Annotated in this window: 14 protein-coding genes and 2 pseudogenes; 6 read left to right on the forward strand and 10 right to left on the reverse strand. The window is 65.7% G+C overall.

What is annotated here, in order from left to right; all coding sequences use genetic code 11:
* Positions 1–2: 2 nt before the first annotated feature.
* From ACVILL_RS21555 to ACVILL_RS21565, 3 genes are all read left to right on the forward strand, one after another.
* Positions 3–236 (forward strand): hypothetical protein, encoded by a 234-nt coding sequence (locus tag ACVILL_RS21555; protein WP_456730879.1) that lies wholly within the window; start codon positions 3–5, stop codon positions 234–236.
* An 80-nt stretch (positions 237–316) separates the two neighbouring features.
* On the forward strand, positions 317–508 hold the full coding sequence (locus ACVILL_RS21560; RefSeq protein WP_246667805.1) for a hypothetical protein: 192 nt from the start codon (positions 317–319) through the stop codon (positions 506–508).
* Between the two features lie 116 nt (positions 509–624).
* A complete protein-coding gene (locus ACVILL_RS21565) occupies positions 625–1,020 on the forward strand; it encodes a hypothetical protein (protein WP_456730880.1) in 396 nt (131 codons plus the stop codon).
* 62 nt (positions 1,021–1,082) lie between these two features.
* On the opposite strand, the pseudogene uvrB reads toward ACVILL_RS21565, so the two are convergent.
* The 5 genes and pseudogenes from uvrB to ACVILL_RS21590 all read right to left on the reverse strand — a co-directional run bounded on the left by uvrB (position 1,083) and on the right by ACVILL_RS21590 (position 6,762).
* Positions 1,083–3,996, reverse strand: a pseudogene (uvrB, locus tag ACVILL_RS21570) (excinuclease ABC subunit UvrB).
* Between the two features lie 113 nt (positions 3,997–4,109).
* Positions 4,110–4,292, reverse strand: a complete 183-nt coding sequence (locus ACVILL_RS21575; RefSeq protein WP_456730881.1) for a hypothetical protein — start codon at positions 4,290–4,292, stop codon at positions 4,110–4,112.
* Positions 4,293–4,312: 20 nt separating this feature from the next.
* On the reverse strand, positions 4,313–4,549 hold the full coding sequence (locus ACVILL_RS21580) for a hypothetical protein (RefSeq protein WP_456730882.1): 237 nt from the start codon (positions 4,547–4,549) through the stop codon (positions 4,313–4,315).
* Between the two features lie 79 nt (positions 4,550–4,628).
* Complete coding sequence (locus tag ACVILL_RS21585) at positions 4,629–5,867, reverse strand: NAD(P)-binding domain-containing protein (RefSeq protein ID WP_456730883.1); 1,239 nt, start codon at positions 5,865–5,867, stop codon at positions 4,629–4,631.
* The gene (locus tag ACVILL_RS21590; RefSeq protein ID WP_456730884.1) at positions 5,857–6,762 is read right to left on the reverse strand and encodes a LysR substrate-binding domain-containing protein; all 906 of its coding nucleotides are present in this window, start codon (positions 6,760–6,762) and stop codon (positions 5,857–5,859) included. Before ACVILL_RS21590 ends, ACVILL_RS21585 begins: the two co-directional genes overlap by 11 nt.
* A gap of 112 nt (positions 6,763–6,874) precedes the next feature.
* Here ACVILL_RS21590 and ACVILL_RS21595 point away from each other — a divergent pair, with 112 nt between their 5' ends.
* Complete coding sequence (locus ACVILL_RS21595; protein ID WP_076861563.1) at positions 6,875–7,108, forward strand: hypothetical protein; 234 nt, start codon at positions 6,875–6,877, stop codon at positions 7,106–7,108.
* A 149-nt stretch (positions 7,109–7,257) separates the two neighbouring features.
* Here ACVILL_RS21595 and ACVILL_RS21600 read toward each other — a convergent pair whose 3' ends face one another.
* A complete protein-coding gene (locus ACVILL_RS21600; protein WP_456730885.1) occupies positions 7,258–7,908 on the reverse strand; it encodes an SCO family protein in 651 nt (216 codons plus the stop codon).
* On the reverse strand, positions 7,905–9,020 hold the full coding sequence (locus tag ACVILL_RS21605; RefSeq protein ID WP_456730886.1) for an MBL fold metallo-hydrolase: 1,116 nt from the start codon (positions 9,018–9,020) through the stop codon (positions 7,905–7,907). The genes ACVILL_RS21600 and ACVILL_RS21605 overlap by 4 nt, the downstream gene beginning before the upstream one ends.
* A 221-nt stretch (positions 9,021–9,241) precedes the next feature.
* On the opposite strand from ACVILL_RS21605, the gene ACVILL_RS21610 reads away from it, so the two are divergent.
* A complete protein-coding gene (locus ACVILL_RS21610; RefSeq protein WP_456730887.1) occupies positions 9,242–9,949 on the forward strand; it encodes a glutathione S-transferase N-terminal domain-containing protein in 708 nt (235 codons plus the stop codon).
* 125 nt (positions 9,950–10,074) lie between these two features.
* Here the strand turns inward: ACVILL_RS21610 and ACVILL_RS21615 are convergent, their stop codons facing one another.
* A complete protein-coding gene (locus ACVILL_RS21615; protein ID WP_456730888.1) occupies positions 10,075–10,866 on the reverse strand; it encodes a crotonase/enoyl-CoA hydratase family protein in 792 nt (263 codons plus the stop codon).
* Between the two features lie 90 nt (positions 10,867–10,956).
* On the opposite strand from ACVILL_RS21615, the gene ACVILL_RS21620 reads away from it, so the two are divergent.
* Positions 10,957–11,553: a TetR/AcrR family transcriptional regulator gene (locus ACVILL_RS21620; RefSeq protein ID WP_456730889.1), complete on the forward strand. Its 597-nt coding sequence runs from the start codon at positions 10,957–10,959 to the stop codon at positions 11,551–11,553.
* 100 nt (positions 11,554–11,653) lie between these two features.
* Here the strand turns inward: ACVILL_RS21620 and ACVILL_RS21625 are convergent.
* Positions 11,654–12,249 (reverse strand): annotated as a pseudogene (locus ACVILL_RS21625) (arylsulfatase); the annotation flags it as partial.
* A gap of 109 nt (positions 12,250–12,358) precedes the next feature.
* The gene (locus tag ACVILL_RS21630) at positions 12,359–12,568 is read right to left on the reverse strand and encodes a hypothetical protein (RefSeq protein ID WP_456730890.1); all 210 of its coding nucleotides are present in this window, start codon (positions 12,566–12,568) and stop codon (positions 12,359–12,361) included.
* Positions 12,569–12,729 lie beyond the last annotated feature (161 nt).

A 12,729-nucleotide genomic window follows, 5' to 3' on the forward strand; every position in this document is an offset into this window, starting at 1 on the left:
TCATGAAATCCATTCTTGTCGCATCCATTATTGCCGTCAGTGCACTAGCCGCAACTTCGCCTGCCGACGCGAAGGGCTGCATCAAGGGCGCAGTTGTCGGCGGTGTCGCCGGCCATTATGCCGGCCATCACGGCGTGCTCGGCGCGGCCGCCGGATGCCTCTACGGCCGTCATCACGCCAAGGAGCAGGAACGCCAACAGCAACAGGCGCAGCCCTCGCGCCAGGAGAAGCTGTAAGGCCCGGCTGGTTGTAACGTCGCGTTTCCGGAACGCCGCCCGTATGGGCGGCGTTGTCTTGTTGCGTAACGGAGACGATGATGACGAAACCAAAGACAAAGACCATCCAGCCCGTTCCCGACGACAACAAGAGCCACAAGGGCCCCGGCAGCACCCCCGGCGTTCCCCTCGATACCACCAAGGGCCATCGCGACGACGAGAAGCACAACATCCGCGAGCAGGCCGCGCACGGCAACCTGACCCAGAACACCAGCAACAAGCGGTCGGGGTAGCGCGCGAGGCGACATCCTCGCCGTGGTCCTGGCGAAGGCCAGGACCCATAGCCACCGCGGTTGATTGTGAACGGGACAGCGGCCCCAGCGGCGCGCAATAATTCGCATATGGGATAATGGGTCCTGGCTGCGTCGTGCTCGGCGATCCCGCTTATTGCGGGCGCTTCGGCTTCGTCAGCGACCGCGCACTGACCTATGGCGGCGAGCCGAGCCGTGGCGTCGCTGCGGCGACCTCCGTTTCCACGACGATCGCTGTCGTGATAACACCCCGTGTCGGCGGCAGCCTTCGGCTTCAGCGCAAGCCATTGTGGGCGTGGATGTCATTTGCGGACCTGCACCTTCTGAAGCTGTTCTGGGGCAAGATCTTCGCGGCGATCTTCCTCGGGCTTGTGCTGCTGTTCGCGAAGAACGCAATCCGGGCGCGCGGCATCAAGTACAACTGGGTTGCCGTCGTGGCGTCGTTTCTGGCGATCGGCTTCGCGATCTATGTGATGTTCTTCGTCCAGCCGTAGCGCTCGCCGGCCCTTCGGGAGCGGAGATCGACTGAGCTGAGAAGCCCGGCGCGCGTCATGATCTACCGCTTCTTCCACCCGCCCCGTTTCCCCGGCGCCCCGCCGCTCGACCGCGGCGACGGGCCGAACTCCGGCCCCGACTGCCGCGAATCCGTCGGCTGGATGATCCGGCTCGTGGTGCCGAACGGCTTTGCCGGCAGCGGGCCGCTCGGGCGGAAGGGCAGCGATTCCGGGCCGTGCATCTCGTCGAGATCGGGCTTGTGGATGCGTGAGCCGGCCTTGCCGCCGCGGCTCGCCTTGAGCGAGGTCTGCGCGGATTTGTTCTTCAGCGCACTGACCGGCAGGTTGGCGGCATCGCCGTACTTCCTGGTGCCGGCATAGGCGCCGGCCTGCTTCTGCACGTTGCGCTGCTTGGCGGTGGGGTCGTCGACCACGGCCATCTCGGTGGCGCGCAGCCGCTTGACCTCGTCGCGCAGCCGGGCGGCTTCCTCGAAGTTCAGGTCGGCCGCGGCCTCGCGCATCCTTGTTTCGAGATCGCCCAGCACGGCCTCGAAATTGTGCCCGATCGAGATCACGTCGTCGGCCATGCCGCCATCGCCGATCTCGACCAGCACGTGGTCGCGCTCGTAGACCGAGTTGAGGATGTCGCCGATCGACTTCTTGACGCTCTCCGGCGTGATGCCGTTGGCCTCGTTGTACTCGACCTGCTTCTCGCGGCGCCGCGTGGTCTCGGCCATCGCGCGCTCCATCGAGCCGGTCATGCCGTCGGCATAGAGGATCACCTTGCCGTCGACATTGCGCGCGGCGCGGCCGATGGTCTGGATCAGCGAGGTCTCGCTGCGCAAAAAACCTTCCTTGTCGGCGTCGAGGATCGCGACCAGCGCGCATTCGGGAATGTCGAGGCCCTCGCGCAGCAGATTGATGCCGACCAGCGCGTCGAATGCGCCGAGGCGGAGATCCCTGATGATCTCGATGCGCTCGATGGTGTCGATATCGCTATGCATGTAGCGAACGCGAATGCCCTGCTCATGCAGGTATTCGGTGAGATCCTCCGCCATGCGTTTTGTCAGCACGGTGATCAGCGAGCGATAGCCCGCCGCCGCGGTGGCGCGGACCTCGCCGACGAGGTCGTCGACCTGGGTGCGGGCAGGGCGGATGTCGACGGGAGGATCAATGAGGCCGGTCGGGCGGATCACCTGCTCGACGAACACGCCGCCGCTTTCGTTCAGCTCCCAGCCGCTCGGCGTCGCCGACACCGCCACCGTCTGCGGCCGCATCATGTCCCATTCCTCGAACCGGAGCGGGCGGTTGTCCATGCAGGAGGGCAGGCGGAAGCCGTATTCGGCCAGGGTCGCCTTGCGGCGGAAGTCGCCGCGGAACATGCCGCCGATCTGCGGCACGGTGACGTGGCTCTCGTCGGCGAAGACAAGCGCGTTGTCGGGGACGTATTCGAACAGCGTCGGCGGCGGCTCGCCGGGGCGGCGGCCGGTGAGATAGCGCGAATAGTTCTCGATGCCGGCGCAGCTTCCGGTCGCTTCCATCATCTCGAGGTCGAAGGTGGTGCGCTGCTCGAGCCGCTGCGCCTCCAGCAGCCGGCCCTGGTCGTTGAGCTGGTCGAGCCGCATCTTCAATTCTGATTTGATCGACTTGATCGCCTGCACCAGCGTCGGGCGCCGGCGTCACATAGTGCGAATTGGCGTACATCTTGATGAATTCGAGCTCGTCCTGCTTGTGGCCGGTGAGCGGGTCGAATTCCTCGATGGTCTCGATGGTGTCGCCGAACAGGTTCACGCGCCAGGCACGGTCCTCATAGTGCGCCGGAAAGATGTCGATGACGTCGCCGCGGACGCGGAAGGTGCCGCGGGTGAATTCGGCCTGGGTGCGCTTGTATTGCAGCGCGACGAGATCGGCGATCAATTGCCGCTGGTCGATGCGCTCGCCCTTCTTCAGCGCGAAGGTCATCGCGGTGTAGGTCTCGACCGAGCCGATACCGTAGATGCAGGACACCGAGGCGACGATGATGACGTCGTCGCGCTCGAGCAGCGCGCGCGTCGCCGAGTGGCGCATGCGGTCGATCTGCTCGTTGATCGAGGAATCCTTCTCGATATAGGTGTCGGTCCGCGGCACGTAGGCTTCGGGCTGGTAGTAGTCGTAATACGAGACGAAATACTCGACGGCGTTGTCGGGGAAGAAGTTCTTGAACTCGCCATAGAGCTGGGCCGCCAGCGTCTTGTTCGGGGCCAGGATCAGCGCCGGGCGCTGCGTCGCCTCGATCACCTTGGCCATGGTGTAGGTCTTGCCCGAGCCGGTGACGCCGAGCAGCACCTGGGTGCGGTCGTTGCGCTGGATGCCCTCGACCAGTTCCGCGATCGCGGTCGGCTGGTCGCCCTTGGGCTCGTAGGATGACTTGATCTCGAAGCGCACGCCGCCTTCGGATTTCTCCGGGCGCGGCGGGCGGTGCGGGGTCCACACCCGCATCGAGCCGTCGTCCTTGCGGAATTCGGGGCGGCCGTCGCGGATCAGGTTTTCCAGCGCGTCGGCGGTCGCCTTGACGCCGAGCGCCTCCATCTTGCTGCGCGGCGGCCGGGCCAGCGCGTCCTCGTCATCCCCGGCGGTCGGCAGCCCAAGCTGCCGCGCCAGTTCCGGATCGAGCGTCGGGATGGTGGCCGAGGTGCCGTAATTGGCCTGCGGGGCCTCCTCGAGGCCAGTGGCGTCGCGCCTGGCGACGTCTCCGCTGGTCTCGCGGGTCGACGCCCGCGCGCGATGCGCGGCGGCCTCGCCGCCGGCGCGGCGGTCCCATGAATTGTCCGGCGGCGGCTGCAGGCCGGTGCCCGAACCCATGCCGGCATCGCCGCGGTTGATCGCGGGATTGAGCAGTTCGGCGAGCGCAGGCCCGATCGGCAGGACCTCGGGCCGGTGTGCTTTGGATCTGGGGGATTTGCCGGGCTTTTTCGGAGTCTTCGGTGTCTTCGCCATGGCCGGAATATGGGACGAGTCCGGCAGCGAGAAAAGGGCAAAGGGGGGCCTGGATTTGCCGGCCGGCGAGGCTGCTGACAGCAGGGTGTCAGCAGCCGGCGCGGTCGCGAATGTCAGGCCCGCGGCAGGTCGACGATGTCGAGATGGATACCGCCGCAGTCATCGCAGCGCATGGTCCAGTATTCGGCGGCGCGCCCGGGAATGACGCGCAATAGCGAGAGCTGGGCGGCACATTCCGGGCAGCTGGTGCGGACCTGCGCGGGCCAGACCGGATCCGTCTCGCATTGCGGGACCACGGCGAGCACCACGTTGCCGGTTACGCCGACGCGCCGGTTGCCGGCATCGTCATGCCATAGCGCTGTGGGAACCGGTCGATAGTTTTCTTGGCGTCGGCGATCGCCGCATCCGGATCGGACCACGCAAAGCCGATGTCGAGCATCGGAAACGGCATGCCATCGATGACGACCGGCCTTTGATCGACCCGTTGAATCCTGGCGTGCCATTGCCCCTTCCCCACTTCGAACGACTTGATCTCAAAACCGCTGTAAATCATGTCTGACCTCGAGATGCCCTTCTCATAGGAAGCACGAGCGCGTGGCGCGAAATGTGAACCAGATCACAAGGCGCCTGGTTTATTTCCGCGGAGCAGAGGAACCGCGCGCCGCGATGTGATCGGCGAGATCAGCTGCGTCGTCGCCGACGCCCGACAGGAACGAGGATCGCATCTTCGACAGCCATTGCAGGCCCAGAAAATAGAGGCCCGGCACGTCGGAGACGCCGTGACGGTGCTGCGGTGTTCCATTGGCGTCCAGCACCGGTATGTCGATCCAGTTCAGGTCGAGGCCATAGCCGGTGGCCCAGATCACGCTGCCGATCCGCTCGGCGCGCAGGTCGATCGTCGCAAGCGGCGCGGTGAGGCAGGGCGGGTCGGGCAGGCGGATGCGTGCCGCCGGATCGTCGGGATGATCGAGGCCGCGAGCCGCAATGAAGTCGTCGACGATCCCGAGGAAGGTCGCGTAGTAGGCATCGCCATTGGCGATGTTGGTGACGAGATCGGGCGCGATCTCGAGCACGCCGTCGCGTGCCGCCGCCACGCGGCCGAGCAGCGTCACGCCAGCGGCGGCGAAGCGGCGGAAATCGATGGTGTGGCCGCCATGGGCACCCGAGATCACCGGCAGCAGGCGTGACGGGCCGCGCTGCTCGACCGGCGTCCGGTCGACGCCCATCTCGGCCAGCCACCAGAACAGGTCGCGGCCGCGATAGCGGCGCGGCAGGCGGTTGTGACGTCCGACCGACAGGAAGACATGGCGGCCGGCGCGCATCAGCTCTTCGGTGATCTGCGCCCCCGAGGCGCCGGCACCGACCACCAGCACCGCGCCATCCGGCAATTGCGCGGACTTTTTGTAGCTGGAGGCATGGACCTGAAACAGGCCGGGATGCTCGGCAAGCAGTTCGGGCCGCAGCGGCCGCTGATAGGGGCCGGTGGCAATCACGACGTTGCGGGCGGCGATGCTGCCTCCGGCAAATTCGGCAACGAAGCCCGTGGCGTCGCGGCGCAGCCTTGTCACCTCGACGCCGCAGCGGATCGGCGGCGCGACGAACGCGGCGTAGTTCTCGATGAAGGCGATGATGGCAGCGGTGTCCGAGAATCCGTCGGGATCGCCGTGCGGAAACGCGAACTCCGGCAGCCGCACCGACCAGTTCGGAAACTGGAACATCAACCCGTCCCAGCGTTCGCTGCGCCAGCGCTCGGCGATGCGTCCGCGCTCCAGCACCAGATGGCCGATGCCACGCTGCTTCAGCCGATGGCTCATGGTGAGCCCGGCCTGGCCGCCGCCGATGACGAGCGTATCGATCGTCTCAGCCGGCATTGCGCGTCGCCTTGCGGCCGGCGGCGGGCTCTGCCGCGGCGCGGATGATCCAGCGCCGGAACGCGGCGAAATCGCGCTGCTCGGCGTGGAAGCCGCGATAGACGAGATACCAGCGCATCCCCTTCGGCACGCTGAGCCCGAACGGCGCCACCAGCCGGCCGGCGGCGAGATCGTCATCGATATAGGGCCGGATGCCCATCGCGATCCCGAGCCCGTCCACCGCGGCTTGCAGCGCCTGGCCGTAGAACTGGAATTCCGGCCCGCGCGCGGTCAGGCGCGGCACGCCCGCGGCCTTCAGCCAGGACGGCCAGTCGTCGGGCGAATGCGCGACGCGGATCAGGCTCGGCCCCCTGAGGTCGGCGGGACGCTTCAGGCTGTTGGCGAGCCGCGCGGTGCACACCGGCATCAGGTCGGCGGCGAACAGCGGCTCGGCGACGAGACCCGGCCACTGGCCGTCGCCGAGCTGGATGCCGCAGCTCCAGTCGTCGGCGAACGGCACCGCCATGCCGCCGGTCGTGATCCGCACCTCGATGTCGGGCTCGGCTCTGCGGAATTCCGCGAGGTGCGGGATCATCCATTTCATCGCGAATGTCGGCCCGACGCCGACGGTCAGCACCCGCGCGCTCGCCGACGCCGTGACCTGCGCGGTGAGGCTCGCCAGCGCGTCGAAGATCGGCGTGAGCCCGCCTTGATAGGCGCGTCCGGCCGGCGTGGTGACGAGCCGGTTCGCCTTGCGCTCGAACAGCGCGACGCCGAGCCGCTCTTCCAGCAGATGCACCATGCGGCTGATCGCGGCGGCCGAGACGTTGAGCTCGTGCCCCGCGGCTGCGAAGCTGCCGGTCCGTGCCGCGGCTTCGAATGCCTTGATGCCGTTGAGAAAGAGCAGCCGCCGCATGAACCCTCAGGAAAACTGATGCAAGGTCAAGATAACTCAGTTTGCGGGCGGAGGCCAAGCAGCGCAGAAATATGCAGCAACGACTATCCCTGCTGACCCAAGCGAGGACCAAATGACTGAGACCACGGACGCCCTGGTGCTCGATCTCGTGGAATGGGTCGCCCGCGAGCCGCGGCCCTATGCCGAGGTGCTCGAGGTCTGGCGCACCTCATGCCCGCGGCTGACGATCTGGGAAGACGCCGTCGACCGCGGCTATGTCGCGCGCCGCCCCTCGGTGGAGGGTATGCGGGTGATGGTGACGGCAAGCGGCGAGACCTTCTTGCGCGCGCATGGGCGGATGCACTGAGCGTCCTGATTCAGTTGCGTCGCGATCAGCTCCATCCCCTCATCCTGAGGACCTTGCGAAGCAAGCGTCTCGAAGGACGAGGCCAGCGCCCGGGCCTCATGGTTCGAGACGGCGCTGGTGCGCCTCCTCACCATGAGGAGTAACCTCCGTCAGCGCGCCGGCGCGGCGAGCCGCGGCCGGATGATCTCGACCATCCGCTCGGCCGAGGTGCCCGGCGGAAAGAAGCCGAGATAATTGCCGTCGCGGTCCATCAGATAGATGTAGGCGGTGTGGTCGACGGTGTAGTCGCCGGCGTCCTGCGGCACCCGCGCGTAGTAGACCTTGTAGGCATCGGCGACCTTGCGGATCGCATCAGCGCTGCCGGTCAGCCCGATCAGCCGCGGGTGGAACATCGGCACGTAGTCGGCGAGATGGGCCGCGGTGTCGCGCTCGGGATCGACCGTGATGAAGATCGGCTGCACCTGATCGCCGTCTTGGCCGAGCTTGTCGAGCGCAAGTCCGATCGCCTGCAGATCGGTCGGGCAGACGTCGGGACAATACGTGAAGCCGAAATAGACCAGCATCAGGCTGCCGCGAAACTCCTTGTCCGTGCGCGCATGGCCGGCCTGATCGGTCAGCGCGAACGGGCCGCCGACCGGCTCCCTGTTCCACATCAGGATGTCCATGATCTCGGCGGCCGAGCGCGCCGACTGCTGTGGCGCGTCGCCGGCCAGCGCGGCCGCCGGCGTCAGCCACAGGCCGGCGCTGGCGCATGCCAGGCCCGCGGCAGCGCATGCAAGCGTACGCAGGATCGGCGTCATATGCCGAAGGAGAGGCGGCTGCCCGTCGTCGTGACCAGCACCTTGTCGCCCATCTGCGCGGTCGCCTCCTGCACAAAGTTGAGCCCGGAGCAATGCATCGGGACCACCACGTCGGGATCGAGCTTCTTGATCTCGGCCATGACCTCGGTGAGGTAATCCTTCGGCGCCGGTCCGAGATGGAAGCCGCCGACGATCGCGTGCACTTTCTGGACGCCCGAGACCTCCTGCGCCTGCTTCACCGAATTGACGATGCCGACATGGCCGCAGGACGAGATCACGACCAGGCCAAAATCCTTCACGTTGAAGCAGGTCGCGTGCTCATGGATGTGTTCGTCGGGCACGATCTTGCCGTCCAGCTCGGCCGGCAGATAGTGGCTGGCGTTGCAGCCGAGCCCGTCCTTGATGCCGAACTCGACCCAGGTCTGCGGCAGCACGCGCTCGATGCTGCGGCGGGTGATCTTGCCGGTCGTGAAGGCGTGGCCTGCGATCACGGTCGGCGTCTCGCACAGCACGGTGGTGACGCGCTGCGCGGCGAGCTGGCGGCGATCCAGCGTGCCGAAATCGGTGAACTGGCCCTTGGTCGGCGTCGGGCTGACGCGGTGGCAGAAATTGTCCTCACCGCCGGCATAGAGCTTGACGTCGGCCGGCAGCTTGTCGCGGAATTTGTCGAGGAAGCCGTTGAGGCCGCCGAAATGGTCGTAATGCCCATGGCTCACGATCAGCGCGTCGAGCTTCGACGGATCGGCGCCGACCAACTCCATGTTGTTGAGCAGCACTTCCGGCGTATAGCCATAGTCCAGCATCAGCGTGCGCTGGCTGCCCGCGGCCTCCGATTCCAGCCACAGCGACAGGCCCCATTCATTGTGCAGCGATTTGCGGAAGTCGGAGCCGCGCGCCGCCGGCGCGATCGAGACGCCGTGCGCCTGCTTCGGCCGCAGGAATAAATCGAAGCTGGAATCGACCAGGACGCGGATCGACAGTTTGTCGACGGTCGGCACCTCGATCGGCGCCGCGCTGGCGATCTCGACGCAGGAGAATGCGCCGGCGGCCGCGGCGCCCGCGATCGCTGCCGAACCCTTGAGGAAATCACGTCGTGCCAAATCCCGTGTCATTGAAATCCCCCTTGTTCTGAAAATTCTTCAATACGAAGCACGCCGAGCGTAGGAGCAATCGGGGCGCGGCTCAATCGGTCGCTTGCGTTGATTGCAGATCACATTCGCGCGCGGTGCAATGCGCGCGCCATTGACTCGGGCGCGGCTTTGCGCCCAAGTTCATGCATTCGCATCTTTCTCGCCGATGCCTCAGCAATCCCTTGAAATGCAGGGTCACCCCCATGATCGATCTCCATTACTGGTCCACGCCGAACGGTCACAAGATCACGATGTTCCTCGAAGAGACCGGCCTCGAATACAAGGTCTTCCCGGTGAACATCGGCAAGGGCGACCAGTTCAAGCCGGACTTCCTCCAGGTCGCGCCGAACAACCGCATTCCGGCCATCGTCGATCACGCGCCGAAGGGCGGCGGCAAGCCGATCTCCCTGTTCGAGTCCGGCGCGATCCTGCTCTATCTCGCCGAGAAGACCGGAAAATTCCTCCCCGAAGATCTCTACGGCCGCTATGACGCGATCCAGTGGGTGTTCTGGCAGATGGGCGGGCTCGGGCCCATGGCCGGGCAGAACCATCACTTCCGCAACTACGCGGTCGAGAAGCTCCCTTACGCGATCGACCGTTATGTCAACGAGACCAACCGGCTCTACGGCGTGCTCAACAAGCGGCTCGCCGACCGCGAGTTCATCGCCGGCACCTATTCGATCGCCGACATGGCGAGCTATCCCTGGGTCGTGCCGTACAAGAACCAGGGCCAGGAGATCGACGACTTCCCGCACCTGAAGCGCTGGTTGGAGACGATCGGCAAGCGCCCGGCGACCGAGCGCGCCTATGCCAAGGCGAAGGAGGTCAACCCGAATTTCGGCCAGCCCGCGATCCGCACCGAAGAGGAACGCAAGCTGCTGTTCGGGCAGACCGCGGCGGTGGTGCGGTAGGGCGCAGCGAGCCTATCCACCGTCATTGCGAGCGAAGCGAAGCAATCCATCTCTCCGGCATAACGGATGGATGGATTGCTTCGTCGCTTCGCTCCTCGCAATGACTGATGTGGCGTGAGTGGAGCTCACCCCCCGACATACTTCGCCGGCCGCCGCTCCTTCCACGCCGCGAGCCCCTCGGCGAGGTCGCGGCTCGGCACCAGTGCGGCGAACTGCTCGCTCTCGACCAGGAGGCCCTCGGCGATCGGCATGTTGAGCCCGCGCGTCACCGCGGTGATGGTGCCGGCGACGGCGCCGCGCGAATGCCTCGTGATCCGGCCGGCGAGTTCGCGCGCCGCCGTCAGCAGTTGATCGTGCGGCACGATCTGGTTGATGAGCCCGATCTCGCGCGCGTGCTCGGGCGGGAACGGATCGCCGGCCAGCAGCAACTCCAGTCCGCGCTTGCGTCCGGCCAGCCGGGGCAGCCGTTGCGTGCCGCCGAAGGTCGGGGGCATGCCGAGCTTGATCTCGGGCTTTGCAAACAGCGCGCGGTCGCTGGTGATCGCGAGATGCACCGCTTCCGTGATCTCGCAGCCGCCGCCGAAGGCGAGCCCGTTGACCGCGGCGATGACCGGCTTCTTGAACGCTTCGAGCCGCGCGGTCATGGCTTGTCCCCGGCGGACGAAGTCGCGCACCGCAACTGCTGCACCTTGTTTGACGCTGTCCGAGAATTCCTTGATGTCGGCGCCCGCCGAGAACGCGCGCTCGCCGGCGCCGGTCAGGATCACGGCGCGCACGTCGGCGTCGCCCTCGATGCGGTCGAGCGCCGCCATCAGCTGATCGATCAGCGCGTAGTTCAGCGCATTGAGCTGTTCGGGACGATTGAAGGTGATCAGGGCGATCCCGTCATTGGTCTCGAGCAGGATGAGGTCGGGCATGGTGCAGTCTCCGGCATTCGCGTGTGTCGGTATTGAATGTAGCGGCGGCCGGAATTTGTGTATATTCACTGGTTAGTATACATACGGCGGATGCCCAGACCGTCCGAGCCCACCCGCGCACGCATCGTCCAGGCGGCGAGCGCGCTGTTCTACAATGAAGGCATCCGCCGCGTCAGCGTCGACGAGGTCGCCGCCAAGGCCGGCCTCACCAAGCGCACGCTTTATTATCACTTCAAGAGCAAGGACGATCTGGTTGCCGCCTATCTCGCCGCGCGCGACCAGCCGAATCTCGCGCTGTTCCGCAAATGGTTCGCGGAGGCCGAGGGCGGCCTGCCGGTGAAGGTCGAGGCGATCTTCAAGAACCTCGCGCGCTCGGCGCGGCATCCGAAGTGGAAGGGGTGCGGCTTCCTGCGCACCTCTGCCGAGCTTGCCAACATGCCCGGCCATCCCGCGATCCGGATCGGCGCCGCGCACAAGAAGAAGTTCGAGGACTGGCTGCGCACGACGTTTGCGGAGCAGGGGATCGCCGATCCGCTCAAGCTGGCACGGCAGATCCTGCTGCTGCTGGACGGATCATTCGCCGTGGTGCTGCTGCATCGCGACGCGAGCTACATGGAGACCGCCGGCGAGGCTGCGCGCACGCTGATCGAGACGGCGCTGGCGAGGCCGGGGCGGAAACGAGGCTAGGGCGTGTAGTCCCGAGGCCGGTCCGCTTCGCTCTGATAAAGGCGAGGCCGGAGGAGATGGTGTTGAGCGGCATGGACGCCGCCCAACACGATCATGAATCTTATTTTGCCATTGCGGTCCTGGCGGCCTCGATTTTCGCCTTCACGGAATCGAGGTTGAAGCTCGCGCCCTTCTGCATCGGCGGAAACTCGATCGCGGTCATGGCCAGCTTCTCGACCTCCTGTTGAACGAACACGAAGCGCCAGAACTCATATTTGAACCAGTCGAAGTATTGTTGGGCGCCGTATTTGGTCCCGTCGTCGGGCCAGCCCGTTCGCTCGAACGGATCCAGGCGGAGGTTGATCAGGTAGGGGACGTCAACCTTGGTTTTTGCGCCCAGCCAGCCACCGGGCTGGTCGATGAAACGATACTTGTAGTCGTCGATGCGCACGGCCCCCAGCTCGCTCTCGCCGAAGTACCAGATTTCGTGTCGGTTGGACGGCCCCTTGCCGGTGATCATGTCCATCTGATTATAGCCATCCAGATGGCATTTGTAGGTGCGATCCCCGATTTGCTTGCCTTTCCTCAGTTCCTCGACAATGTTCGGGTGCCGGCAGCGGCCAGCAAGGTCGGGAACCAGTCAAGCCCGGAGATAATGCCGTTCTCGACCTTGCCCGCCGGCACCTTGCCCGGCCAGCGGATCATCGCGGGCGCCCGGCCGGTGATGAAGTGGCGCGGCCTGCGGTGCAACTTGCCTCGGCGTAATAATCGGTAAACAACATGCCTTCCGCGGCGATCTTGTCGAGGTTCGGCGACCGGCCGGCCATCATGCCACGATGTTGGGCCGCTGCCCGGCCGGCGCGGGCGCCGGGACCGGCGTCGGCTGCTGCGCTTGCGCGAAGCTTGTCGCCCCGGCGGCAGCGAGTGCTGAAGCGGCGACCAGCGAACTACCGCGCAACAAGAGATCGCGGCGTTTCAATCCCACGCTGTTCGGCCCGGTATTCTCAGGCTTTTCCGGAATCGTATCGTTACTCATGACAAGATCCTCTTCCTGATGATGCACCTGAAGCCGACATGGCTTGCTGAGGTGTCGTCGATCGGCTCGGCATGACACGCGGCCGAGCCCCTGATGACTATGCAAAAAGTGCCAGGGTTGTGGCGCCATGGACACAACCTTTCAATAAACCTCCGGCTGAA

The sequence above is a fragment of the Bradyrhizobium sp. USDA 3364 genome (assembly GCF_054056355.1).